The organism is Microcoleus sp. AR_TQ3_B6 (assembly GCF_036702785.1).
Lineage (GTDB): Bacteria > Cyanobacteriota > Cyanobacteriia > Cyanobacteriales > Microcoleaceae > Microcoleus.
The window spans coordinates 18,944-42,634 of record NZ_JAUBVJ010000006.1 but is presented as its reverse complement, the minus strand read 5'-3'; the positions used below and the strand labels follow the sequence as shown (position 1 = coordinate 42,634).

The window sequence follows — 23,691 nt, the reverse complement described above, 5'->3', positions numbered from 1 at the left end:
TTTCGCTTTTTCCTTTTTCCTTTTTCCTTTTTTCTCTTTTTATTGTCAGCGCAGGCGGACTACCAAACGCCGATCGGGTTCTTGTCCTTGACTGTAAGTTTCTATGTCCTGACATTCGCTCAAAAAGCTGTGGACTTGACGGCGTTCTGCAGAAGACAGCGATTTGAGTTCAAATTCAACTCCCGTCGAGCGCGCTTGATCTGCTGCGTACTCTGCCATCGAGCGCAATTGGGCTTGGCGGCGGATGCGATAGCCATTGAGTTCAACGGTATAAGGAAGTGACTCCTCTACTTCCTGACCTATATTCTGAACCGTGTTGCAGAGGTACTGAATGGCATCTATTACATTACCCTCAGGTCCGATTAAAATTGCAACTTGTTCTGCAGTCAGATTGCTTTCATCTATTGTCATCCAATAACAATCTTTTTGTTGTTCGCATACCACTTTTGACGGAAGGGCGGACAGTTGTAACAATTCTTCTAACCATTTCTGTCCGCGCTGCATTTGAGAGTCTTTCATTGTTGTTAAAATCAAGCCTTTTTCTTGGCACGCTTTGGCTCAAAGGGCATGGCATCTAACCCCTGATCTTTTTTGGTTTTCGCCTCTGCTTCGTCTACTATTTTTTGAAGGTTTTCGGGCAGCGGTTCTCGCGACAAAATAAACGCCTGAACTGTCTGGAAGATGTTAGCAATCAGCATATACATCAACACGCCAGCAGGCAGTGGGAAGAACAAAAACATCCCCGAAAATATGACTGGCGTCAGTTTGTTGACTGTAGCCTGTTGGGGGTTGTCGTTTGGTCCTTGTGCTTGTCCCGAAAGAGTTTGGTTGATATACAAACTGATGCCGAAGCCCAAGATCATCACCAAAATATCCCAGTGGATTGTACCGTCTGAGTCGATCGCGCCAACGCGGCCTAGAGCTTCAATAAACAGGAATCCTTTGTTAGTAGCCAATCCGGGGATTGTGCCTTGAACTGTGGCTTCACCGGGCGCTAAAGCTACGATGTTGCCCTGTTCGTCTACCTTGACGATTTCTTCGCCTTTGATGACTTTCCAGCGGGGTTCAAAGTCGATTTCGCTCTTATTTTCTGCTGCTAAGGCTTTGAGAGGTTTGCCCTCTGGGGTTTGAAACTCAATCTTGGTTGTGTCGCCGACTGCGATTTTGTCGCCGCCTGGCATTACGCCCACAAGTGGAGCATGAAAAGTACCGGTGACGTAAATATTTTGGGGCGGTGTAGCAAAAGCTTGCGGTTGAACAGTTTCGATTTGTTCTTTCGGCAAAACTTGAACGTTGACGCTGTAATTTATGTCAGAAAACGGCGAACCCCGTAGGGTTGCAAACAGTGCAAACAGCACTGGCATTTGCAGCACCAAGGGGAAGCATCCTGCTAGAGGATTGCCAAATTCTTTGTATACTTTGCTCATTTCCTCCTGCTGTTTTGCAGGATTTTCTTTATAGAGTTTTTGAATTTGATCTACTCGCTCTTTCATCAACGGCTGCGCTACTTTCATGCGCCGCATATTGCGAAGAGAGCCTGCGTTGAGAGGATAAAGAGCAAAGCGAATCACGAGCGTCAGTGCTACGATCGCTAAACCGTAGCTTGGCACGATCCCGTAGAAAAAATCTAGGATCGGCAGCATGAGGTTGTTGGAGAGAAACGAGATACCAAAATCCATTCGCTTTGAGTTAATTTAGCTGCTCTATGTTTGCTGTTGAGAACTATTTTTACCCGCTGAAGGCGAGCCGCCTCAATTTTCAGGGTTTTGTCTCTATCTTAGGACATTACCCGTCGATCGACCGCCCGCTAGCGGTTTTTTGTTGAGTTTGCCAATACTCGCACTCACTTCACCCTGATTTGAGGGCGAAGCGGTTCGGTTATTTAGCTTGGGCCGCATTTGCTTTTTGAGCGGCTGCGGGCAGTTTTTCGTTAATGTAGTCATACACGGCTCGAAATTTCGGCATTGCTCTGAGTTCCAAGCGGCTGCCATTTTTCATGGTGAGTACCATGTCTCCGTAACTCCCGAAACCGCGGGGTACTGTGACGATTTTGACTATATCTGAGTAGATAACGTCTGTGCGATCGCCCCCCATCCAACCGCTAGTTACGGACACTCGGCGATTGGTGATCCGATACCGCAGCCACAGAGCCCGGACAATTCCTCCTACTGCGAGGGGGATGCCGACGACTGTCAGCCCTAGGAGTAAGTTGATAATCAAGTCTGCAGGGGCTGGGCCGCCTTCATAATACACTTCCTCTCGAATTCCCATCTAGCACCTCGGCTTCTACCAACAACTGCTCTAATTCTTGCAGAATTTCTGCATAATTGCACTGTTGTGCGATCGGACGCACGACAATTACTAAATCCCACCCTAATTTTAATCGGGGCAATAGGTGTCGCAAAGCTGCCCGAATCTGACGCTTAATCCGGTTGCGGACTACAGCGCGCTTGCTAACTTTCAGGCTGATAGAAATGCCTGTGCGAGTTGGCTGCAAGGATTTTTCGGCTGTCGGTTTGCTTAATTCGACGCTTTTGGGTTTACGCAGAGCTCTTAAGCTCAAATGAGCGGAGTTGCGACGAATTCCCTTGCGGTAGACGGCGCTGAAGTCTTTTCGGTGCTTGAGTCGGTTTGTCTCGGGCAACATGGCGTAGGGCGATCGTTGAGGCTTCTCAACCTTGATGCAGTGCTAGACTGCGAGGCGGTGGCGACCTTTGCTGCGGCGGGCTTTGATTACCAATCGACCGTTTACGGTGCGCATTCGGGCGCGAAAACCGGATGTTCTTTTTCTTTTGCGGCTGGTTCCGTGCAGGGTTTGCTGTGTCATTTTGATTTCTCCGGGCTTGTTACTTTACTTTTGATTAATATTCACAATCTTCTAGTTTACCATAGAGTTGTTCAGTTTACAAATAATTTTAAATTCATGATATTAGTTTGTGGGTAATTCCCAGAAACCCGGTTTCTTTCGAGATATTTCGTATCCCAATTAAGATTGTCCAAGAAAGCGGGTTTCTTAGCCTGTGGGTAATTCCCATAAAAAGGTAATATGGATGTAGTTTTTGGAGGGTTAGGGATATGACTCCACAACCTAATGGAAAAGTGACGATCGTCCGCACAGAAAGGGGGCTTACGATCGCGGGGACACGCATAACCCTTTATGATGTAATAGATCATCTCAAAGCCCAGTATCCCCCTAAATTCATTCGTGACGTATTTAACCTTACGGATGAGCAGTTACGCGCTGCCCTCTCCTACATTGAGGCGCACCAGACAGAGGTAGAAGCTGAGTACCAAGAAGTTTTGAAATCAGCCGAAGAAACCCGGCAATACTGGGAAGAGCGCAACCGCGAACGCTTTGCTCGCATCGCGGCAACTCCTCCTCGCTCTGAATATGAAGCTGTGCGAGTCAAACTTCAGGAACGAAGAGCGCAGCGGGAAGCCACAAAGCAATGATTATTCTGGCTGACTACAATTTGAATCGGCAAGCTCTCTTGCTTTCGGGAAGTCTGGTGGCAGGAGGGTGGTTAGATATTACTCCCATTCGGTTAGTGACATTTCAAGACATTGGCTTACCATCTAATAGCGACGATCGAGTCGTTTGGAGATTCGCTCAATCTAATCAGATGCTTTTATTGACGGCAAACCGTAATGCAAAGGGTGAAGACTCTATGGAACAGGTGATGCGGGAAGAGAATGAGCCAACTTCATTTCCAATTATTACCATTGGCGATCCAGATCGGGTTAACGAATATGATTATCGAGAGCGTTGTGTTGAAAAGCGTGTAGAAATCGCGATCGATATCCAATACTATATGGGAGCAGGTAGGTTATTTATTCCGTAAACATATCTATTAGACATCTCCAATAATTATTGTGGAACAGGCAGGATGCCTGTTCAAAGCTTGCTTTTCTGGAGATGTCTATTAGAGAAAACAGAACAACAGCACGACACGGATAGCACGGAATACACGGATGATATTGTAAGAGCGATCGCCCTTAACCGAAAACATCAGATCCTCGCAGCTAAGGCGCAGTCAGCGCGATCGTCAGCGCGAGTCCGGTAGTGTCGTGGTAGTACGTCCGGTTCCTCCCGAAGCCCACGGCGAAATCGATCGTATCGCCCTGAAGTACCGCCAGATTTCGATCGTATCGCACAGCGCTATCATCGCCAAAGCCCTCAACAAAGTTGTCGAAGATAGACTGATTGTTGTGGAAAATGTGGACATCAGTCGTTGTTGGCCCGACAAAATTTAGACCAGTGAATACTGAGGCGATCGAGATATTACCAGCTTCCGGTGCAGTCCAGCGCACCAAGCCATACTCACCGGCCGGCCCTGGATGTAAAGCTAATTGGCCGGGTTCAAAGCGGGTCGTAGTGCCAAGTACGATCGGGCTGCCAGTTGCGTTGTGATAGACACCGGGGTTGCCATCGGGGGCACGGTTGCCCCACCAGGAGTCAAGACCTTCCCGGACTCTGGGAGTGCTGCTGAGGATAAAAGGCGATCGCAGAGTTACCGCCCATCCGTAACTCCAAACCCCGTTGGGATTCTTAGTGCGAGAGAAATCGGCAGCAACATCCGCAGATTGCTGGGCGATTTTGATCATCAATGCTCTCAAAGTTCCATATTTCCCATCTCGATCGCGATGAGCAGGAATTGACAAAATTTGTTTGAATTTGAGGTTTTCATAGATATGATGACTGTCAGTAATGCTTCGCAAAAACCAACCTTTTTGCATTGATTCATCCTGCAATGCACTAACAACCAAATCTAACCCTGCGTTTCCATATTTCAGCGCTTCAGAAAGTGCGGCGATTCTGACGGAGAGTATGGTCGAAGCTAAGCGGCTTTTCACACCGGGGATGCCTCCTAAGACTGCTGCACCTATGGGAGGTTGATTTTGACCGCCGAGAACGGCATCATATTCTCTGGGTCGATTTTCGGGGTCTGGCATGGCATTTTGACCTTGACATGATTACCAATTGTGGCATTTTTTGGGGCGCTCGCCCTTAACCCAAAAAAATCAAATCCCCGGCTTCTCAAACTTCTCAAACTTCTCCAAGAAGTCGGGGATTTCCCATGCAAGTCGCACTCAACCGAAAAAAATCAAATCCCCGAGTTCTAAACTCATCCGTGTATCCGTGTCAACATCCGTGTTCTTCCCTTATTTCAGTTCAACATTTACTGTAGCAGACATCCCCGGTGCAATTCGCGATTCATAGCCTTTAATACTTTCGGGATCGAACACAACTTTTACCGGAATCCGCTGCACAACTTTGGTGAAATTGCCCGTAGCATTATCGGGAGGCAATAAGGAGAATTGAGCGCCAGAAGCTGGGGAGAAACTATCGAGACGACCCTCAAACTTGCGACCACCAAAAGCATCTAATTTGATTTCTACTTTTTGGCCTGGTTTCATGTTTGCCAGTTGCGTTTCTTTGAAGTTGGCAACTACCCACAAATCGTTACTGACGATCGCCATTAACGGAGTTCCCGGCTGCACCCGCTGCCCGACTTCAACGGATTTGCGGCCGATTTGTCCGGCGGCCGGAGCAGTAATATTCGTGTAGGAAAGTTGCAGTTGAGCGTCTTTAACCGCAGCTTCCGATTGTCCGATCGCAGCTTTAGCAGCATCATACTGCGATCGACTGACTTTAGTTTGTTCCCCCGTCGCTTGCGCCTGTTGCAATCCGCCCTTTGATGCAGCCAGTTTGGCTTCGGCGGTGCTGATACCTTCTTGTGCTAGGGCGACTTTAGCTTGAGCGCTGGCGACACCGACTTGGGCGCGCGCTACTTGGGCTTGGGCTTGTTTTACTCCTTCTTGAGCTTGGGCTACTGCTGCTTTGGCTGCGGTTACGCCTTCTTTGGCTTGAGCTAAGCGCGCTCTGGCTTGGGCAACTCCTTGTTGGGCTGCGGTGCTTTGGCCGGCGGCTACTTCGTAGGCGGCTTTGGCGGACTCTAGTTGCTGGCGGGCGATCGCACCTTCTTCCTGCAAGCTTTCGTACCGTCTATAATCAGCTTGCGTCTTGACTAGATTAGCTTGCGCTTGTGCTAGCTGAGCTTGCGCGGCGGCAATCCCGGCTTCGGCTTCCCTCACTTTAGCTTCAGCTTGGGGAATTCCGGCTTCGGCTTGGGCGACTTTAGCTTGCGCTGCGGGTACGCCGGCTTCGGCTTCTGCGACTGCGGCAACGGCTGCGGGTACGCCTTGTTGCGCTTCTCTAATTGCTGCTTGGGCGGTGGAAATGGCGGCGTTGGCGCTGCCGATGTCTCCTTGGGCTTGGGCTGTTTTGCCTTGGCTGGTTTGAGAGGCTAGGGAAATATTTGCCTCGGCTGCTTCGGCTTGGCGGCGGGCGTTTTCTAAGGCTGCTTGGGCTTGTTGGACTTTAACTTGGTAGTCGCGGGGGTCGAGTTCGATCAGCAGTTGTCCGGGTTTTACTTGTTGGTTGTCTTGTACTAAGACTTCGGCGACTGTACCGTTGACGCGGCTGCTGATTTGGTGGATGTGTCCGGCAACTGTGGCGTTTTCGGTTTCTTGGTGGATGGAGGCGTATTGCCAGTAGCGGTAGCCGAAGCTGCCTGCTGCGATCGCCCCTAGGCCCAGCGCTGCTAAGATCAGCGCTTTCGGCGCTTTTTTCTTCGGCGTTTCCCCAGGCGACAGGGGTGCTTGCAGTTCTGTTTCTGCGCCTGTTTTGACCTCGGCGGGGGCGCTGATTTCTGTTTCTGGGGCTGGTATGACCGGCACCATTTTAGCTTGGGTGTTGTCGTCGATCGGCTTTTCTAATAGGGCGACTGCTTTGCCGTTGCCGTTGCCGTTGAATTCTGCTGGGTTGATTTCGTTTGGGCCTTTCATGTTATTTGACTCCTGATTCTTTAGTAAGATGTCGTTTGTTTAGGGTACGTAGTTTTTATTTAGTAAGACGGCTTTTTTTAAGAGTGCGTAGTATTTTGCGGTTATTTGTGTAGTATTTTGCGGTTATTTGTAATGTAGTGGAGGTAGATGCGGCTGCACTTCACTCAAAAGATTGATTTGTCGGTTTAGGAAAGATTCAGGATCGCTCGATCGATCAGTTGGGAAAAGAGTTTTTGATCGGCCTCTGAAAAGCCCCCGACAGCTCGATCTCGGATGGCAGCTACCAGCGGGGGCAATACCTCTTGCAGTTCCCTGCCGGAGTCTGTCAGCCAAATGCGCCAAATGCGACGATCGCGAGTGTCTCTTTCGCGGCGGACGAGGCCTCTTTCTTCCATGCGATCGAGCACGCCTGTCAGCGTCCCGCCTACCTGTTGCAGTTTGTCGCCAATGCTGGAAGTCGGCAAACCGTCTTCTTGCCACAAGCAGCACAGTACCAGCCAGTGAAAAGCGGTCAATCCAAAGGGTTCAAGTACCTCTTGCAGCCTGCGAGTGCCTAGCTGTGCCAGAAGTTTGAGACGGTAGCCCAGGCTGTGGGGGGCGAGAACGTCGTGCCACTGAGCTAGATGTGTGCGATCGACAGTGGATGTAGTAACCATCGGCTTATTACTTAGCGTTCGTATTATTAGTGTAAAATGCTTTTTGGGAGCTGTCAAGGGGGTGCAAGCAGGTTTTTTGGCGATCGAATGCGACGCTAAAACCGGGAATCCGCCCTCTGCCGGAGATGTTAACAATTCTTAATTGTTCTTAAACTAGAAAGAGTAAATCTAGTTTGCGATCGTAATTTATGTTGCTTCCAGCCGACAAACGCACCAAGTTAGACGACACCGACGACAACTTGTTCTATTCCTATCCCCGGTTTGTGACTCACGTAGACGATGGATTCATTCAGCAACTAACCGATGTGTATCGGGAACGGCTGAAGCCGAATACTCGGATTTTTGATATGATGAGCAGTTGGGTTTCTCACCTCCCCGACGAGATGGAATTTGCCCATGTCGAAGGACACGGCATGAATGAAGAGGAGTTGGCAAAGAATCGCAGGCTGAATCATTATTTTGTGCAGAATTTGAACGCAAATCCCAAATTTCCACTGCCTGATGCAGAGTTTGACGCGGTTGTCAACTGCGTTTCGGTACAGTATTTGCAACAGCCCGATGTGATTTTTGCCGAGATTCACCGCATTTTGAAGCCGGGCGGCGTAGCAATTATCAGTTTTTCCAACCGGATGTTTTATCAAAAGGCGATCGCGGCTTGGCGGGAAGGATCGGAGGGCGATCGGGTAGAATTAGTCAAGGGTTACTTTGATTCTGTCAAAGGAGCGAATATACCCGGATTTAGCAAGCCGGAAGTAATAGTTCGCAAGGCTAACTTGCCGAGTTTTATGCAAATGCTGCGAATAGGAAGCGGCGATCCGTTTTATGCGGTAGTTGCTTACCGCCAAAGTTAGGATTTTTTGGCAGTAAGGACTTTAGGACTTTAGGTGGAAATTGAAAGCACTAAAGTCCTTACTACAAACCGATCGAAAGCTACGCTCTTTAGGTTAGGATATATTTAATATTTGCTCCTAAAATATGGAAAATCAGCTTTGGCAGCGCATCACACTCGATCCAAATATCTGTCACGGAAAACCATGTATTCGCGGTCTCCGATATCCAGTCGAATTAATTATTGAATTACTCAGTTCTGGTATGAATGCTAAAGAAATTATAGATGACTGTGACGATTTAGAAAATGAGGATATTCTCGCTGCTTTGCTATTTGCCGCGCGGCCAACTCAAGTGAAAAGCATATACCGAGTATTAGTGTAATGAAGTTTTTGGTAGATGCACAATTACCACTACGTCTGGCGCGCGTGCTGCAATCTGCTGGTTGCGATACTATTCATACTAAGGATTTACCTCGACGAAATGCAACTCCGGATTCAGAAATTAACTTGCTTTCCATCCAAGAAATCAGAATTGTTATCACTAAAGATAGAATTTTCTCGATTCATTTATGCTCGCTCTGCCACCTTACAAGCTGTTAATATTGACGGCAGAAACCATAAATAATAGCAAACTTATAGACGACTTATTTATGAATGAATTGCCTCAGTTTCCTGAAAAATTTTAGAAACATTACTTGATAGAAATAAATTGCGATATCATTGTAGTTAATTAGTAACAAAAAAGGTAAATTTTTGATATGAAACCATATCATCAAATAGTGATAGACGAATGCGGCGAACCTTTAGTCCCTATTCCAACAGAACATTTTGCCTTTCAAATACCCCACCCTTATCAAAAGTTGGGTGCTCCCTATCACAACAGCAAAGCGGATTCGCCTTACTATTTGCGACAAGGAGTTGTAGATAGTTTAATCGCAGCTCAAACTGAGCTACAGCAAAAATATCAAAATTGGAAAATTCTGATATTTGACGCTTATCGGCCGGTGGAAGTCCAGCAATTTATGGTAGATTATACTTTTAATCAAATTGCCCTAGCTCAAGGCTGCGAATTTCCAGTTTCCGAAGACAAACGCCAAGTGATTATAGAACACGTATATCAATTTTGGGCTGTACCGAGCCTCGATCGCGCGATGCCTCCCCCTCACAGTACAGGTGCAGCTTTAGATGTAACTTTAGTGGATGAAAATAATCGGCTAATTGATATGGGTTCTCCGATTGATGAAATATCAGAACGTTCTTATCCCGATTATTTTGGTAAGAGCAAGGAGCCGCAAAAACTGGAATATCACCGCCACAGGAAAATCTTAAAAGATGCGATGATAGCTGCGGGCTTTCAGCAGCATCCTAAGGAATGGTGGCATTTTTGTCTGGGCGATCAGATGTGGGCTTGGTTGACAAATCAAAACAATAGTGGTAGTCAATTTATGGCCCGATACGGTCGCTATTAAAAGGGTACGCAAGTGAAATACCTAGCACTGACCAAAAATTTCAAAGGTGGTACAAGCCCCCGGATTTATCCGTGGAATCAATCCCTTTTCGAAAATCTAAAATCCTCAAGCCCCCGCATTTATCCGTGGGGTCAATCTAAAATCTAAAATCTAAAATCTAAAATCGACATGACCTTCGGTGAGCGTGTAGGCTTCGTGTATCATCTGCCGTTGCGGGCGTTGGGTATCTCATTACTGAGATTCGTCACAGAAGACGATCCGAGTCTGACACCGCATAAGAAAGCTTTGCAGCCTTTATCCCTTCTTCGGGAACCCACGCAGAAGTCCTGTTTCCCAAGACCAAAAACTGTTTTCGTACAACAAACATGGTTTATATTTTACGGTAGGGCGTTACCTTGCTTTCCCAGCGGTCTGTTTTTTCCCTTTTTCTCTCGCAGTTATCCAAGGTCAAGCATACTACTGCTACTGTGACCTGTTGTTTTCTGTCGAGTGGGTGGGTCGCAACCACTTATATCTTACAGGTTTTTTTGCTAGAGAAACAGTAAATTGTCGCTCTTTTTCATATACATTGGTTGGCTTATATCGCAACGCCCAATTGAGTACAATTACAGCGTGGGACTTGCGCCAATTGAGTTAAATCGGGACTGGCGCACTCTCGACCTTTAGAAACCTGGTTTATTGACAAAAAAACCTCAGCTTTTAGCTGCTTCCTCCAGCAAAAAACCTGGTTTCTGAGACTCTGTGCGTCCAGGAATATAAAAGTTGGAGCCAAATAAATCATTTGTATCAGGATACACGGCAACTATTGCCAGCGGGGTAGCAGTGGTTTAGAATCAACGAGAGCGAACAAGTGCAGGCAAATCGAGCCAGCACCGCAAACCCTAAAGGATAACTCAGAGTTCACCCAATGAAAGCACTCATCCTCTCTGGCGGCAAAGGAACACGCTTGCGTCCCCTCACCTATACGGGTGCTAAGCAGTTGGTTCCTGTAGCAAATAAGCCGATACTGTGGTATGGAATTGAAGGAATTGTGGCGGCTGGGATTACGGATATTGGAATTATTATTAGTCCCGAAACCGGGGAAGAGGTGAAGACGAAAACAGGAGATGGATCTCGCTTCGGTGCAAAAATTACTTATATCTTGCAAGAAAAGCCGGCGGGACTCGCTCACGCGGTAAAAGTTGCCAGACCATTTTTGGGCGATTCTCCGTTTATTATGTATTTAGGAGATAATTTAATTCAGAATGAGTTAGGTCCGTTTTTAGAGATTTTTAACAAGCAGAAACTAGACGCTCTAATTTTGCTGCGTCCAGTCGCCAATCCCTCAGCTTTTGGTGTGGCAAAAGTTGATGATAAAGGAAGAGTTTTGCAGTTAGTAGAAAAACCACAAGTTCCGCCATCGAATTTAGCACTGGTGGGGATTTACTTTTTTGCTCCTACTATTCACGAGGCGATCGATCAAATTAAACCCTCGGCCCGCGGCGAACTCGAAATTACAGACGCTATTCAACAGCTCATGAATCAGGACAAACAGGTAGAAGCCTGCAATTTAGAGGGCTGGTGGCTGGATACGGGGAAAAAAGACGATTTGCTGAGTGCAAACCAAATCATTTTAGATAGCTGTATCGTAGCTTCAACTGAATTAAAAGTAGACGCCAAAAGTCAAATTATCGGACGAGTACAAATAGGTGAAGGAACGGAAATAATTAATTCTACAGTTCGCGGACCGGTGGTAATTGGGGAAAATTGCCGCATTGAAAATTGCTTTATCGGACCTTACAGCAGTATTGCCGATCGCGTGACGATGATTGATGCTGATATCGAACACAGTGTAATATTGCAAGGGGCGAAAATAGTGGGCATTCACCAGCGAATTGTTGACAGCGTGATCGGGCAACGAGCTCAACTCACAAATGCGCCGGCTCGTCCAAAAGCTCTGCGGTTTATGATTGGTGATGACAGTCAAATTGAGTTAGCTTAAATTGAGATTTGCACCATTCTCGCAGAGGTAATTCAGGGGATGGTGCGCCTCAGCGCACACTACATTTACGGGATGGTGCGCCCATAAGTACCCTACATTTAGAGGAGGCGGAAGATTGCAGTACGAAGAAATACCAACTCAACAGATAATAGATAAATTGCGGCAAACTTTGGAGCCGCGAATTGGTATTGCTGAGCCGTCGCTGCCGGGAAGAGAAAATAGTGCGATTCCCTACCCTTCGGGAACCCCCAGCGGGAAGATAGCTTCGCTTCACGCCCGAGATGAAGATGACGAAGACATCGCCCTTTTAAAGGCGGGTTTCGACATTTATAACATCCCCATTACCTCTTACCAAAGGCGGCTGGGTTCCGCAGTAATTGCCGTTAGGAAAATAGTCAGAAAATTGCTCAGACCCGTACTCGAACGCCAAGTTATTTATAATTTTGCTAATACCCGTGTAGTTCAAACATTGAGCATTCAATTGCAAAAATTGCAAGAAAATCAACAAAATCTAGAGAAAAAAATTAAATCGGAATTCATCAGCGGATTTCCCGAGGTTACAGCACAGCTTGAGACTCAACAAAAGGCGATCGCAGCTTTTCAGTCTGAAATAGAGCAAATTAAAGTAGTGCAGCAGCAACATACTGCTATTTTAGAGAAGATTACCGCTCAATTGCTCGATCGACAACAATAAAGCATTAAAGATCACCCAAAATAGTTTGGTCACAAGCCTGCCGATTTATGCGCGAGAGCAATTCTTCAATCTAAAATCTAAAATCTAAACTCCAAAATCCAATGACCGCACTGCCAATATGCTCGTTAATTATAGTCAACTATAACGGTCTGCGCCACACGAAAGATTGCTTAAAATCTCTACTAAAACTTGCGTATCCCGAACAGCAACTAGATTTAATTGTAATTGATAATTGCTCTAAAGACGATTCCGTTAATTCCCTGCGCGAACTCTTCCCAAAAGTTCGCATTTTTGTCAATACTGCCAACAACTTTGCTAAAGCCCTCAACCTCGGCATCAGCCAAGCGAAAGGGCAATATATCGGCTTTATCAATAACGATGCGATACTTGACAGTCACTGGTTAGAGATTCTTGTCAAACGGCTAGAAACTGATAATAAAATCGGTGCAACTAGCGGCAAATTGCTGTTTAAAGACGGGCGAATTAACAGCGCAGGCATTCAGCAATTACCTAATTTTTATTGGCGAGATGTCGGCTTTGGCGAGAAAGATTCGGGACAGTACGATACAGAAGGAGAAGTCGAGGGGCTTTGTTGGGCGGCGGTGCTTTTTCGGAGAGAATGTCTGGAAGATGTCGGGCCAATTGATGAAGATTTTGTAATGTATTTTGAGGATGTAGAGTTTGCAAAACGCTGCCACAAAGGCGGTTGGAAAATGCTTTATACTCCCGCAGCTATCGCCCATCACGAGTATCGGGGTTCGAGTAAAGGAAGCAAACTTACCGAGTATTTCTGCAATCGCAATCGGTTTTTGTATTTGGCAAAACATGAACCTTTTCAATTAGTTTCTTCAATTCATACTTCGGATTTTTTTACCCATAAGCAGTACGATTTGCTGTTTGAGAGTTTATTTGTAGCGATTAAAAAACTTCGAGATTATCAGAAACCAGCAATCATCGCTACTGTATTGCCGCAGTTGTCGGAAAAGTTGGCGGTGATTTACAGTCGCCTGAAGGTCGATCGCCTTTTGTCTCGATTGCAGGTGGTTGGGGGCGATCGCAAAATGTCGATCGCCATTTACGATCACGGACTGCATTTTATTGGTGGCGGTCAAAAATACGTCGCTACCATCGCCTCGCTGTTACAAAATGAATTTGACATTACTTTTATCGCCAACAAAGCAGTTGCTGTTTCCGACTTAGAAGCGTGGTACGGACTCAACCTTTCAGGATGCAAAATTAAAATTATTCCCTTGGGGTTTTACGAGAAACGCGGAATGCAGTGCATCGATTCCAGCATCATTGTGGAGGATATGGACAATCCCTTTGATGAAATTGCCAGAGAAAGCAAAAACTACGATATTTTCATCAACGCAAACCAACTGGAAAAAGTAAAACCGCTGTCGCCTATCTCAATATTTTTCTGCCACTTTCCCAATACATTCCGCAACCGTCATTTTGCGGTTGATGACTACACTTTCATTATTGCCAATAGCCAATTTACTGTCAAGTGGTTGGATAAACGCTGGCATCTAAAGCCAACTTTTTTGCTTTATCCGCCCGTGGAAATGGCAACAGTTAAAGTGCCGAAAGAAAACATAATTTTGGCGGTGGGACAGTTTGAAGCTGGGGGAACAAAAAAGCAAATTGAATTAATTCAAGCTTTCCGCAGTTTGCTAGCGGATTATCCCGAAGAAGTTCAAGGATGGCGGCTTGTTTTAGTGGGAAGCAGTATTCCCCGCAATCCTTATTTAAAGACTGTTCAGAATTTATTGAAGCAAGATTCAAGGGCGATCGAGGTAAAAGTTAATGCTGACTTGGATGAGGTAAAATCGCTTTATGCTAGAGCGAGCATATTTTGGCACGGCTGCGGTTTGGGTGAAGTCAATCCTCAAAGATTTGAACATTTCGGGATGGCGACTGTGGAAGCAATGCAAAACTGTTGTGTTCCGATTGTTTTCAACGGCGGCGGCCAACCGGAAATTGTCGAACATGGGCGATCGGGTTTTTTATTCAATACCGTTGAGGAACTTTGCCAGCATTCACGTCAACTAATTGTTAATCCCGATTTGCTAGCAGAACTTCAAGCTGGTGCACAGCAGCGCAGTCAGAACTTTAGACTTGCACGTTTCGAGGAAAAAGTCAAGAGTTTTTTTGAGATTATTTACCAAGAATATGCTACAATTCGGCTGCCAAATCCGGCGGATGTAGCTCAAATGGTGGAGAGCGATCGCGATCGATAAATTGCGTAGGGGGGCGTTTTACTAACAAAATTTGATGATGAAAAACAATTTATATAAACCCGCCCCCACAGCACTAATAACTTACATTAACTTTGACTTCTATGCAATCGGAAAAATGTACATTTTGATTTTTCGTTTGGTGGGGGCGGGTTTACCAGATGATTCGTTTGAGATGTAGATGGTTGGTACAACCCGCCCCTACAATAGGGATAAATTTTTGTTTGGTGGGGGCCGATTTACCAGATGATTCGTTTGAGACTTAGATAGTTGGTAAAACCCGCCCCTACAATAGGGATAAATTTTCGTTTGGTGGGGGCGGGTTTACCAGATGATTCGTTTGAAACTTAGATAGTTGGTAAAACCCGCCCCTACAATAGGATAAATTTTCGTTTGGTGGGGGCGGGTTTACCAGATGATTCGTTTGAGACTTAGATAGTTGGTAAAACCCGCCCCTACAATATAAATAAATTGTGTTCTAGCCCATCATGTCTAACCCACTTTTAATCAATTTATCCTTCTTAAGCCCTGAACCAACGGGAATCGGAACTTATGCAGCTAATCTTTTCCCGCAACTGCAACCGCTAGAACCCACATTACTTGTTTCCCAGCCAATTGACAATTATACTTGCTATCAAATCCCCGAAACTCTGACACCGGATCGAGGGCCGAAAGGACAAATTAACAGGCTGCTGTGGACTCAATTCAACTTGCCAAAAATTTACAAAAGATTGCAGTCAACCCTGATATTTTCCCCAATTCCAGAAGCACCTTTGTATTCTGGCTGCCGCTACATCGTCACAGTCCACGATTTAATTCCTTTGCGATTTCCCCAACGGTTTTCTCGTTTAACAGCTTATTTCCGCTACTACATACCGCAGGTTTTGGGGCAAGCAGAACACATTATTTGCGATTCTCAAGCAACGGCGGCGGATGTTGCTAACTTTTTCCAGATTCCGCGTCAGAAAATGACTGCAATTCCCCTAGCTTGCGATAATATTAATTTTAGATATCTCGACTTGCCAGCCAAAAATTATTTTCTTTATACCGGCAGACACGATCCTTACAAAAACTTGGAAAGATTAATTGCGGCATTTGCGAGTTTGCCCGATCGCGCAAATTACGAATTGTGGCTAGCAGGGCCTCCCAATGCCTACACGCCGCAGTTGACAGCACAAGTTGAAGAATTAGGTTTAGAATCTTTGGTAAAGTTTCTCGGTTACGTTCCCTATTCTAAATTGCCCGTACTAATGAATCAGGCGATCGCCCTAGTTTTCCCTACACTGTGGGAAGGATTCGGCTTACCAATTTTAGAAGCAATGGCTTGCGGCACACCCGTCATCACATCCAACCTGTCATCGATGCCAGAAGTAGCCGGAGATGCCGGATTATTAGTCAATCCTTACAGCGTCCCAGAAATAGCAGAAGCCATGCAAACAGTAGCCACAGATTCAAAAGTGCGATCGAACTTAAAAACTGCTAGCTTAGCCAGATCATCTCAATTTAGCTGGAACAAAACCGGAAAAGCAACCGCCAACATCTTACAACAATACCTTTAAATCTTCCCTCTCTTCCTCTCTGCGCCCTCTGCGCCCTCTGCGGTTCAATAAAAAAATCCCACCAAAAAACCGCAATCTACATATTATCCCATGCCCAATCTCCAATCCAACCTGCTAATCAACCTCTCCTTCCTAATTTCCAAACCAACCGGCTTAGCCATCTACGCCAAAAACCTATTTCCCCACCTAAAATCCCTCAACCCAACATTACTAACAGCAGAAAAATTTCCCAATAGCAACTGCTACCAAATCCCTGCCAACCTAACACCAGAACAAGGAACCAAAGGACACATCAACCGATTGCTGTGGACACAAACCCAACTACCCAAAATTTACAAAAATCTAAAATCTAACCTGTTATTTTCTCCAATTCCCGAAGCTCCTCTATTTGCAGGTTGCCGCTATATCATTACGGTACATGACTTGATAGCGCTGCGATTTCCGCGTCGCTTCGATCCTCTGACACCTTACCACCGCTATTACATTCCCCAAGTGCTGCGGCAGGCTCAACACGTCATCTGCGACTCTGAATCAACTGCCAAAGATATCGCTAATTTTTGCAAGATTCGTCCTAATTTAATTACGCCAATTTTCCCCGGGTACGATAGGAGTTTTTTCCGTTTTTTAAACTTACCAACCAGCAATTATTTTCTTTATATCGGTCGCCACAATCCCTATAAAAACGTGCAGCGAGTTTTAGCAGCCTTTGCTGCTTTGCATCATAATTCCGAGTGCGAATTGTGGATAGCAGGTTCGGAAGACAAACGCTATACGCCGCTGCTGAAAGCGCAGGTTCAAGAATTGGGATTGTTCGATCGAGTAAAATTCTTAGACTACATTCCCGCGGCCGACTTGCCCAAAGTCATCAACCAAGCGATCGCGGTGGTTTTTCCCAGTCTGTGGGAAGGATTCGGCCTCCCCGTGCTCGAAGCAATGGCCTGTGGCACTCCTGTCATCACCTCTAACCTGTCTTCAATGCCAGAAGTGGCGGGGGGTGCCGCAGTATTAGTCAATCCCTACAGCGTCGAGGAAATTGCCGCTGCTATGCAAGAGCTTGCAGTCGATGCCAAAGTTCGATCGCACTTGCGGGAGCTCGGTTTAGCCAGAGCAAAACTATTTAGCTGGGAAAAAACAGGGCTGCAAACTGCTGCTATTCTCGATCGATATATCTAATTTTTCTATGCTGAGGGCACAGAGAATCGTATTTAGGGTGCGATCGCATTTAGGGTGCGATCGGCACCGGTATCAGCAGACATCTGGGAAATAGAAGCTAAAAGCCCGATCTGGTGTCTGGCGAATTAACAGCAATTAACCTCAGGGACGGGTTTTGTAGAGGCGGGTTCGCCAATATCTACGATTGAGATCCAGGGTATTTGTCAACCCGCCATCCCCGCCCCTGGGGGCAAAATTCGCGCTTTTACTTGTTGATACCCAACTGATCGCCGCGCTTGTATTGCTGATAAGCAGCAAAAAACAGCCCCGACAGAGTAACAAAGATTAGACCCAGAACAATACCTGAAAGTAGCGGTTCTACCATGAGATCTCCTTAACGTTAAGATTTAACAACCTATTTTTAATATTACCAGCACTTACACAGATGAAATTTCGCATTCATAGCCATTCAGGGGGTCTGTAAGCTTGCTCTCCCCGCTGCGAACGATTAAGCTATGTTATGAGAAATAAATTTTCTTGTAGATAGTTTTTTAAATTGAAATCCTTTGAATCACCAACTTGCCAGGAATGAAATTAAAAACCCGATCGAGCGACTTGGCATATTTGCGCTAGCGGTATTGCTTGCCATCATGTTGGCGAGTATGACAATTCGTCAGTTTCAAGTCGCCGATCCTTACGTCAAAAGCGTACTATCGCTCACGGGCAACCCGTTTCAGGGTTCCGCCATCTTTCAAATGAACTGTGCCGGGTGTCACACATCCGTTTCAGATAGTCAAGTCGGGCCCAACTTGCACGGAGTGTCCGATCGCAAATCCGAATTCGATCTGATCCGGCAAGTCACCAGCGGGCAAACCCCACCAATGCCCCAGTTTCAGCCGAGTCCGCAAGAAATGGCCGACTTGCTAAAGTATCTCGAACAAATTTGACCAAAGAAGGAGAAGGGAAGTCGTTCCCCTTCTCCCCATTGTCCAGGTAAGAGTAAGGTGCGCCACAAGCACCCTACTGCTTGTGGCGGACTAACCGAGCAACCTAAAACTGCTCGCCGATAACTGGCTAGGCTGCACGCCGGCAACTATGGCCAAAATCTCGTTGCTGTTGGCGATGCCGATCGCAGTTGAGCCATTAGTTTCGGTCAATGACAGTTGATTGAAGTCCAAGCCTCCCGCCAAGGCGATCGCATCAACCCCTAGAGTGAAGTTAAAAATGGTGTCGATTCCCCCGCCCGCTGCCAAGACAAAGCCATTGCTGCCAATGCCGCCAACGAGGGTATCGCTGCCAAGGCCGCCAAATAGCAAGTCAGCCTCGGTGTCACCAAAGAGCAAATCATCGCCACTGCCGCCAATTAAGGTATTTCTACCGTCGCCGCCGCAGAGAGTGTCATTGCCTTGATCGCCAATTAGCACGTCGTCGCCAGCGCCTCCCAACATTACGTCATCGCCTTTGCCGCCGTACAATAGGTCATTGCCTTCGTCGCCCGAGATCGAGTCGTTGCCGCGATTGCCATAAATCGTATCGTTAGAGCGATCGCCAAAAATCAGGTCAAAGCCTTTGCCGCCGAAGAGAGAATCGTTATCTATGCCTCCGTAGATAGTATCGTTGCCCGTATTGCCATTGATGTAGTCGCCGCCGCCTCGGCCAAAGATCAAATCGTTGCCGCCCAATCCGAAGATAGAGTCAGTGCCAGCAGTACCCACGATCGTATCGTCGCCGTTAGGGCCGTTGATCACATTACCCCCTGAAGGAGTGCCGGGCTCATTGGGAGTAGCAATCCTGGGGAAGTCCTCAGGGCAAACCAAATCAGTCAGCGTCGGTGTCGGCGGTGTCGGCGTCGGCGTCGGCGTCGGTGTCGGCGTCGGCGTCGGCGTCGGCGTCGGCGTCGGTACAGGTTCCGGTGTCGGTGCAGGCGTCGGTGCAGGCGTCGGTGCACCCGGTGTCGGCGGTACGGGTGTCGGCGTCGGTGTCGGAGTCGGCGTCGCCGTCAGCGTCGGGAAGTTCCCGAAGTTGATGTCGCTGACAATAGCGCCCGAAGCGAGGGCGATGTCGGCGGGGTCGGGGGTGCTTTGGGTGAACCCAGTTTGGTTGACCTCCCGGACGCGGTAGGTTCCCGGCGCTAGGTTCGCAAACAGGTAGTTGCCGCTGCTATTTGTAGTCGTAGTAATAGGAGTAGCACCCACTACTCCGGGCGTGACGTTGAGTAACCGAATTTCGACATTGGGCAAACCCGGTTCTCCAGCATCCACAATGCCGTTGTTGTTGCTGTCTCGGAACTTCAGTCCTTGGATCGTCCCGGGTTGGGGCAGGAAATTGCCGAAGTCAACGCCCGTGACGTTATTTGAGAGAGTAACGGTAACGGGGGCGGGGTTGGGGGTGGTCTGGATCCAGCCGTTTTGCTGGACTTCCCTTACCTGGTAAGTACCTGGGGGTACCTCGGCGAGAGTGTAGTTGCCGTTGGCGTCGGTGATGGTAGTCAGTTCGCCCTGATCGAAGACTCCATTTGGTGGGTTGCTGTCGATGAAGATTTGCCAATTTTGCAGCCCGACTTCCCCGGCATCCTTGATTGTGTTTTGGTTGAGGTCATTGAATTTTTGACCGCTGATGGTGCTCGACTCTAAGAAGTTGCCGAAGTTGTTGTTTTGGGAGTCGAGGCCGCTGGTGACGGCGATCGTAAACCCGCCGGAAAGAGTAGGCGTGGCTGCATTGACGGGGGGCACAGTTTGCCTCCAGCCAGTTTGTGGCACTTCCCGCACTGTATAAGTGCCGGGTGTAAGGTCGTCGATCTCATACCGACCCGTAGCATCGGTGATTTCGCTTTCTTCATCAGCATCGAAGGTGCCGTTATTGTTGGCATCCACGTAGATTGTCCAGCCTCCTAGGGGTTGTTCTGCTGGCAAATCTTGGGTGCCATTTTTGTTGCGATCGTTAAATTTTATCCCGCTGATCTTGCCTAGCTGGAAGTTGCCGAAGTTTAGACCCGTAATGTTGGTGCCGCTGGCCGGGTTAATTGTATAAAAAGCCGGCCCGGCGGTTTGTGAGAATTCCTCCTGCACGTCTTCTCTCACAAAATGCCGACCGGAGCCGACGTTGGTAAAGCTATAAGTACCAGCCGCTGCTGGCGCTGCCCCGGTAACTTGAGAGGCGATTTCCGCATCACCGCTATCTAAAGTGCTGTTATTGTTAGTATCTTTGAACAGGCGAACGGTGGTGCCGTTGAGGGGGGTGTCGTCAGCAGAGAAGCCGTTGCCTGTGAGGTCGGTGAATTTGGTGCCGCTGACGGTGATGTTTTGGAAAACGCCGAAGTTTTGGGCGGTGACCGCAGTACCGCTTGGGGCGGTAAGGAGAATTGGGGCAGCGGGGAAAGAAATACTGGAGTTGGCTGGGGGAATGGCTTGTATCAGGTAATTGCCCGGGCCGATATCGGAGAAGAGGTAATCTCCTGCTCCCGCAGTCGTTTGCGGAGTGCCCACTGCAGTATCTGTGCCGACATCTAGGGTGCCGTTGGCGTTGGTGTCTTTGTATAAGTTAACGGTGATGCCGTTTAATACGGTGTCATCGGGGGTGAAGCCGTTGCCCCCGATGTCGCTGTAGGTTTTGCCCGCGATCGATGTTTTCTGGAAATTACCGAAGTTGGCACCGGTGACATCAACAATACCCGTATTTGCCGGATTCGGACCGACAGTCTGCACCCAAGCTGTCGCAGGGGTTCCAGTGGGCGGCGCTTCTGTAATCGGAGTAGCTGTTTTTACGTCGCGGATGGTGTAAGTGCCGTCGGCTGCGGTAGTAGCGCTCTTGGTGCCTACAGAAATCACCCAGCCCGATAGACCTGGTTCAGTTGTCTGCCGAACGCCGTCACCGTTAAGGTCGTTGAATTTAACGCCAGTGACGCTCGGGCCGTACTCGTAGGCGCCGATATCCACAGCAGTGCCGATCGTCCGAGGAAAGCCAGCACCCCGCTGGTCAGTCGTCCCCGCAGCCGCAGCCGCAGCGTTGCTGCCGCCGTTGATGGCCGGATTAGTGACGGTGGCAGTGCTGTCCGCCAAAGCATAGGTAACAGGAACGCCTGTAGCTCCGTTCAATGCGGGTTGGTTAAGGGTCACCAAGACATTTGTTAGAGGAACGGTCAGTTGCTGGGCGATAGGTAAATTGCTCTCAATACCAACGCTCCCGATCAAATTGTTGGTGCTGGTGGCAGTGAAGGATGTCCCGTACACGTCGGGACGGACGCCACCAATATTGCCTGCGACGATCGAATTTCTGAGATTAACAGTACCGCCGTTAGTACCAATTCCCCCCCCGTAAGCAAGAGTAGCAACAACAGGAGCAGGAGTAGGACCAGCACGGTTGGCCGTAATGGTGTTGTTAGTGAGAGTTGCAGTAGCGCCGAAGTTGACAAAAATCGCGCCACCCGCCCCAAGACCCGGCGTAGCACTGCCTGTTGGGTCCGTGCCGACCGGATTGCCCCCTATTGCTGTGTTGTTGAACAAAGTGCTGTTGTTCAGGGTCAAACTGCTGCCAGTATTTACAAAAATTGCGCCTCCCAAACCAGCACCGCCGCCGCCAGTGACTGGGCTACCAGTGCCACCTGGGGTAAAACCTCCGAGGGGCGTGCTCTGTAATACTGCTGCACCGCTGCCGCTACCTCCACCGAAGCCACCGACACCGCCAGCACCGATCGCACCTGCGACACTGCCAGTACCGCCACTGCCGCCACCGCCGCCACCGCCACCGAATCCGGCAGCGCCGCCAGCGCCACCAACGCCCCCAGCGCCTGCTGTGCCCGAACCTGCTGTGCCGCCGGGGCCGCCAGCCCCACCGCCACCGCCACCGCCACCCAAGCCTCCAGTGCCACCGCTGCCGCCGAGGCCTCCAACTCCGCCATTAGTACCGCCCGGTGTACCGCTGCCACCAACCCCTCCCGCGCCACCAACTCCGCCGTTGAGACCGGTTCCTGGCAATCCGCCAGTGCCAGCGCCACCACTGCCGCCGGGGCCGCCAGGCCCACCTGCCGCGCCGTTATTTACCAAGCCCGGGAGGCCTGCTTGACCGGCGCCGCCGGAGGCAACGAAGGGAAACAGGCTTGCAAAATCGGTGTTGCCGCCAGCGCCTCCGGCGGCGTTCGCCAGGCGGGCGCTGCCATTGCCACCCGTAGCGCTGTTGTCACTGAAGGTAACGCTATTAACTGTGACATCACCGCTGTTGATAAATAGTGCGCCGCCCATGCCGGCCGCACCGCCACCGCCCCCCGTACCGGCACCGCCTTGCGCTCGACCACCGGTCAATGTCAAGTTGGAAAAGCTGACTGGGGCAGTCGCGCTGTCTACAAAAAAGCCCCGGTTATTACCGAAATTTAGGGTGAAACCGCCGCCAGTAAACGTGATGGGGGTGGAAATTCTGGGCAGGACCTGTCCGGCGGCTAAGTTGATGTTGCCGGTGATGGCGATCGTGTCTGCATTCGGCAAAGCGTTAGCCAGAGTTATCGCATCTCGCAGTTGGTCAAATGTGGCGACTAAAACTTCGCTGTAAGCTTCCCTCGCCTCTGCAGAAAATGCTAAAGGTGTTTCTATTTTGCCCGTAGTCACTTTCAGCACCCAGTCTCCACCCAGTGCCGCACTGCCGGTCAAGTTATCGGAAGCGGCAATATTTGCCCCGGTGAGCTGGCTCAGCCTTTGGACGAAGGCGACACCGGCTTCTGTGGCGGCGACGTTGCAACCGTAAAGTAGAATTTCCGGTTTAGCGGTCATTGAAGTGTTCGAGTTTGCTTCGGCTGCTGGCAAAGCAAACCATTTTTCTAAATAATTGCGGTAGCTTTCAATGTTGCACAGATTTAGTTCTGTGCCCCCCAGTTGCAACGTGGCTGCTGCGCCGTGAGACAAAATGTGGACGGCTGCAATGTTTTTCCGCTGTTTAAGTGTTTCGGCGATTTGCTCGATGCCGTCGCGATCGGCTTTGAGAATAACAATTTCTGTATCGGGATGGGCTGTTTCTGTTAAACTTTCGCAATCTTTAACTTGTGAATCTGCAAAAACTATCTGGTGTTTCCGTTCTTTATAGAGTTCCACGCTCAAATTCTCCTGGTACACGCACACAACAAATTCATAGCACAAACCAACCGCAGCAGCGATCGCTCTTTTTCCGGTGCGGCTGAGAGTCGATCGCCCCTCACTTTCACTTTACCTAACTTTTACCTAAATTGAATATTGACAAAAACGTTTCTTTATGATCGCCTAGCCTAACTGAGTTAGTTTG

General features: G+C 48.5%; 22 protein-coding genes. 12 read left to right on the top strand and 10 right to left on the bottom strand.

Features of this window, described 5'->3' with window-relative positions; translation table 11 throughout:
• Positions 1 to 45 precede the first annotated feature (45 nt).
• The 5 genes from QUB56_RS04850 to rpmH all read right to left on the bottom strand — a co-directional run bounded on the left by QUB56_RS04850 (position 46) and on the right by rpmH (position 2,827).
• Positions 46 to 519, bottom strand: coding sequence for a R3H domain-containing nucleic acid-binding protein (locus QUB56_RS04850; RefSeq protein ID WP_332953636.1), 474 nt, complete (start codon positions 517 to 519; stop codon positions 46 to 48).
• An 11-nt stretch (positions 520 to 530) separates the two neighbouring features.
• Complete coding sequence (gene yidC / locus QUB56_RS04845; protein ID WP_332953635.1) at positions 531 to 1,679, bottom strand: membrane protein insertase YidC; 1,149 nt, start codon at positions 1,677 to 1,679, stop codon at positions 531 to 533.
• Positions 1,680 to 1,878: 199 nt separating this feature from the next.
• On the bottom strand, positions 1,879 to 2,271 hold the full coding sequence (locus QUB56_RS04840) for a PH domain-containing protein (RefSeq protein WP_332953633.1): 393 nt from the start codon (positions 2,269 to 2,271) through the stop codon (positions 1,879 to 1,881).
• On the bottom strand, positions 2,243 to 2,647 hold the full coding sequence (gene rnpA / locus QUB56_RS04835; RefSeq protein ID WP_332953631.1) for a ribonuclease P protein component: 405 nt from the start codon (positions 2,645 to 2,647) through the stop codon (positions 2,243 to 2,245). Before rnpA ends, QUB56_RS04840 begins: the two co-directional genes overlap by 29 nt.
• Positions 2,648 to 2,689: 42 nt before the next feature.
• Entirely contained in the window at positions 2,690 to 2,827 is a 138-nt protein-coding gene (gene rpmH, locus QUB56_RS04830) for a 50S ribosomal protein L34 (RefSeq protein ID WP_193974120.1), read from the bottom strand.
• A gap of 248 nt (positions 2,828 to 3,075) precedes the next feature.
• Between rpmH and QUB56_RS04825 the strand changes: the two genes are divergently transcribed.
• The gene (locus QUB56_RS04825) at positions 3,076 to 3,453 is read left to right on the top strand and encodes a DUF433 domain-containing protein (RefSeq protein WP_332953628.1); all 378 of its coding nucleotides are present in this window, start codon (positions 3,076 to 3,078) and stop codon (positions 3,451 to 3,453) included.
• Positions 3,450 to 3,842, top strand: a complete 393-nt coding sequence (locus tag QUB56_RS04820; RefSeq protein WP_332953626.1) for an ACP S-malonyltransferase — start codon at positions 3,450 to 3,452, stop codon at positions 3,840 to 3,842. Before QUB56_RS04825 ends, QUB56_RS04820 begins: the two co-directional genes overlap by 4 nt.
• 181 nt (positions 3,843 to 4,023) lie before the next feature.
• On the opposite strand, the gene QUB56_RS04815 is transcribed toward QUB56_RS04820, so the two are convergent.
• The 3 genes from QUB56_RS04815 to QUB56_RS04805 all read right to left on the bottom strand — a co-directional run bounded on the left by QUB56_RS04815 (position 4,024) and on the right by QUB56_RS04805 (position 7,505).
• Positions 4,024 to 4,953, bottom strand: a complete 930-nt coding sequence (locus QUB56_RS04815; protein WP_332953625.1) for a type II toxin-antitoxin system HicA family toxin — start codon at positions 4,951 to 4,953, stop codon at positions 4,024 to 4,026.
• A gap of 210 nt (positions 4,954 to 5,163) precedes the next feature.
• On the bottom strand, positions 5,164 to 6,849 hold the full coding sequence (locus tag QUB56_RS04810) for an HlyD family secretion protein (protein WP_332953624.1): 1,686 nt from the start codon (positions 6,847 to 6,849) through the stop codon (positions 5,164 to 5,166).
• A 185-nt stretch (positions 6,850 to 7,034) separates the two neighbouring features.
• Entirely contained in the window at positions 7,035 to 7,505 is a 471-nt protein-coding gene (locus QUB56_RS04805) for a MarR family transcriptional regulator (RefSeq protein WP_332953622.1), read from the bottom strand.
• A 188-nt stretch (positions 7,506 to 7,693) separates the two neighbouring features.
• On the opposite strand from QUB56_RS04805, the gene QUB56_RS04800 reads away from it, so the two are divergent.
• From QUB56_RS04800 to QUB56_RS04760, 9 genes are all read left to right on the top strand, one after another.
• Complete coding sequence (locus QUB56_RS04800; protein WP_332953621.1) at positions 7,694 to 8,356, top strand: class I SAM-dependent methyltransferase; 663 nt, start codon at positions 7,694 to 7,696, stop codon at positions 8,354 to 8,356.
• Positions 8,357 to 8,480: 124 nt separating this feature from the next.
• Complete coding sequence (locus tag QUB56_RS04795) at positions 8,481 to 8,717, top strand: DUF433 domain-containing protein (RefSeq protein WP_332953618.1); 237 nt, start codon at positions 8,481 to 8,483, stop codon at positions 8,715 to 8,717.
• On the top strand, positions 8,717 to 8,935 hold the full coding sequence (locus QUB56_RS04790) for a DUF5615 family PIN-like protein (protein ID WP_332953615.1): 219 nt from the start codon (positions 8,717 to 8,719) through the stop codon (positions 8,933 to 8,935). Before QUB56_RS04795 ends, QUB56_RS04790 begins: the two co-directional genes overlap by 1 nt.
• Before the next feature lie 158 nt (positions 8,936 to 9,093).
• A complete protein-coding gene (locus QUB56_RS04785; RefSeq protein ID WP_332953614.1) occupies positions 9,094 to 9,804 on the top strand; it encodes a M15 family metallopeptidase in 711 nt (236 codons plus the stop codon).
• A gap of 907 nt (positions 9,805 to 10,711) precedes the next feature.
• On the top strand, positions 10,712 to 11,785 hold the full coding sequence (locus tag QUB56_RS04780; RefSeq protein WP_332953612.1) for a glucose-1-phosphate thymidylyltransferase: 1,074 nt from the start codon (positions 10,712 to 10,714) through the stop codon (positions 11,783 to 11,785).
• A 115-nt stretch (positions 11,786 to 11,900) separates the two neighbouring features.
• Positions 11,901 to 12,479 carry a hypothetical protein gene (locus QUB56_RS04775; protein ID WP_332953610.1) on the top strand — a complete coding sequence of 193 codons (579 nt, stop codon included), beginning with the start codon at positions 11,901 to 11,903 and terminating at the stop codon, positions 12,477 to 12,479.
• Between the two features lie 101 nt (positions 12,480 to 12,580).
• A complete protein-coding gene (locus tag QUB56_RS04770; RefSeq protein WP_332953607.1) occupies positions 12,581 to 14,719 on the top strand; it encodes a glycosyltransferase in 2,139 nt (712 codons plus the stop codon).
• A gap of 485 nt (positions 14,720 to 15,204) precedes the next feature.
• Positions 15,205 to 16,275 (top strand): glycosyltransferase family 1 protein, encoded by a 1,071-nt coding sequence (locus QUB56_RS04765; RefSeq protein ID WP_332953606.1) that lies wholly within the window; start codon positions 15,205 to 15,207, stop codon positions 16,273 to 16,275.
• Between the two features lie 90 nt (positions 16,276 to 16,365).
• Entirely contained in the window at positions 16,366 to 17,448 is a 1,083-nt protein-coding gene (locus QUB56_RS04760) for a glycosyltransferase family 1 protein (RefSeq protein WP_332953604.1), read from the top strand.
• A gap of 244 nt (positions 17,449 to 17,692) precedes the next feature.
• Here the strand turns inward: QUB56_RS04760 and petG are convergent, their stop codons facing one another.
• Positions 17,693 to 17,812, bottom strand: coding sequence for a cytochrome b6-f complex subunit V (gene petG, locus QUB56_RS04755; protein ID WP_015174208.1), 120 nt, complete (start codon positions 17,810 to 17,812; stop codon positions 17,693 to 17,695).
• Positions 17,813 to 17,993: 181 nt separating this feature from the next.
• On the opposite strand from petG, the gene QUB56_RS04750 reads away from it, so the two are divergent.
• Positions 17,994 to 18,374 carry a c-type cytochrome gene (locus tag QUB56_RS04750; protein WP_332953601.1) on the top strand — a complete coding sequence of 127 codons (381 nt, stop codon included), beginning with the start codon at positions 17,994 to 17,996 and terminating at the stop codon, positions 18,372 to 18,374.
• Positions 18,375 to 18,464: 90 nt separating this feature from the next.
• Here QUB56_RS04750 and QUB56_RS04745 read toward each other — a convergent pair whose 3' ends face one another.
• Positions 18,465 to 23,504 carry a DUF4347 domain-containing protein gene (locus QUB56_RS04745; protein WP_332953599.1) on the bottom strand — a complete coding sequence of 1,680 codons (5,040 nt, stop codon included), beginning with the start codon at positions 23,502 to 23,504 and terminating at the stop codon, positions 18,465 to 18,467.
• Positions 23,505 to 23,691 lie beyond the last annotated feature (187 nt).

Excerpts from the sequence above, each read along its gene's own strand:
- QUB56_RS04850 (WP_332953636.1), bottom strand. The coding sequence starts at position 519 with ATGAAAGACTCTCAAATGCAGCGCGGACAGAAATGGTTAGAAGAATTG.
- yidC (WP_332953635.1), bottom strand. The coding sequence starts at position 1,679 with ATGGATTTTGGTATCTCGTTTCTCTCCAACAACCTCATGCTGCCGATC.
- QUB56_RS04840 (WP_332953633.1), bottom strand. The coding sequence starts at position 2,271 with ATGGGAATTCGAGAGGAAGTGTATTATGAAGGCGGCCCAGCCCCTGCA.
- rnpA (WP_332953631.1), bottom strand. The coding sequence starts at position 2,647 with ATGTTGCCCGAGACAAACCGACTCAAGCACCGAAAAGACTTCAGCGCC.
- rpmH (WP_193974120.1), bottom strand. The coding sequence starts at position 2,827 with ATGACACAGCAAACCCTGCACGGAACCAGCCGCAAAAGAAAAAGAACA.
- QUB56_RS04825 (WP_332953628.1), top strand. The coding sequence starts at position 3,076 with ATGACTCCACAACCTAATGGAAAAGTGACGATCGTCCGCACAGAAAGG.
- QUB56_RS04820 (WP_332953626.1), top strand. The coding sequence starts at position 3,450 with ATGATTATTCTGGCTGACTACAATTTGAATCGGCAAGCTCTCTTGCTT.
- QUB56_RS04815 (WP_332953625.1), bottom strand. The coding sequence starts at position 4,953 with ATGCCAGACCCCGAAAATCGACCCAGAGAATATGATGCCGTTCTCGGC.
- QUB56_RS04810 (WP_332953624.1), bottom strand. The coding sequence starts at position 6,849 with ATGAAAGGCCCAAACGAAATCAACCCAGCAGAATTCAACGGCAACGGC.
- QUB56_RS04805 (WP_332953622.1), bottom strand. The coding sequence starts at position 7,505 with ATGGTTACTACATCCACTGTCGATCGCACACATCTAGCTCAGTGGCAC.
- QUB56_RS04800 (WP_332953621.1), top strand. The coding sequence starts at position 7,694 with ATGTTGCTTCCAGCCGACAAACGCACCAAGTTAGACGACACCGACGAC.
- QUB56_RS04795 (WP_332953618.1), top strand. The coding sequence starts at position 8,481 with ATGGAAAATCAGCTTTGGCAGCGCATCACACTCGATCCAAATATCTGT.
- QUB56_RS04790 (WP_332953615.1), top strand. The coding sequence starts at position 8,717 with ATGAAGTTTTTGGTAGATGCACAATTACCACTACGTCTGGCGCGCGTG.
- QUB56_RS04785 (WP_332953614.1), top strand. The coding sequence starts at position 9,094 with ATGAAACCATATCATCAAATAGTGATAGACGAATGCGGCGAACCTTTA.
- QUB56_RS04780 (WP_332953612.1), top strand. The coding sequence starts at position 10,712 with ATGAAAGCACTCATCCTCTCTGGCGGCAAAGGAACACGCTTGCGTCCC.
- QUB56_RS04770 (WP_332953607.1), top strand. The coding sequence starts at position 12,581 with ATGACCGCACTGCCAATATGCTCGTTAATTATAGTCAACTATAACGGT.
- QUB56_RS04765 (WP_332953606.1), top strand. The coding sequence starts at position 15,205 with ATGTCTAACCCACTTTTAATCAATTTATCCTTCTTAAGCCCTGAACCA.
- QUB56_RS04760 (WP_332953604.1), top strand. The coding sequence starts at position 16,366 with ATGCCCAATCTCCAATCCAACCTGCTAATCAACCTCTCCTTCCTAATT.
- petG (WP_015174208.1), bottom strand. The coding sequence starts at position 17,812 with ATGGTAGAACCGCTACTTTCAGGTATTGTTCTGGGTCTAATCTTTGTT.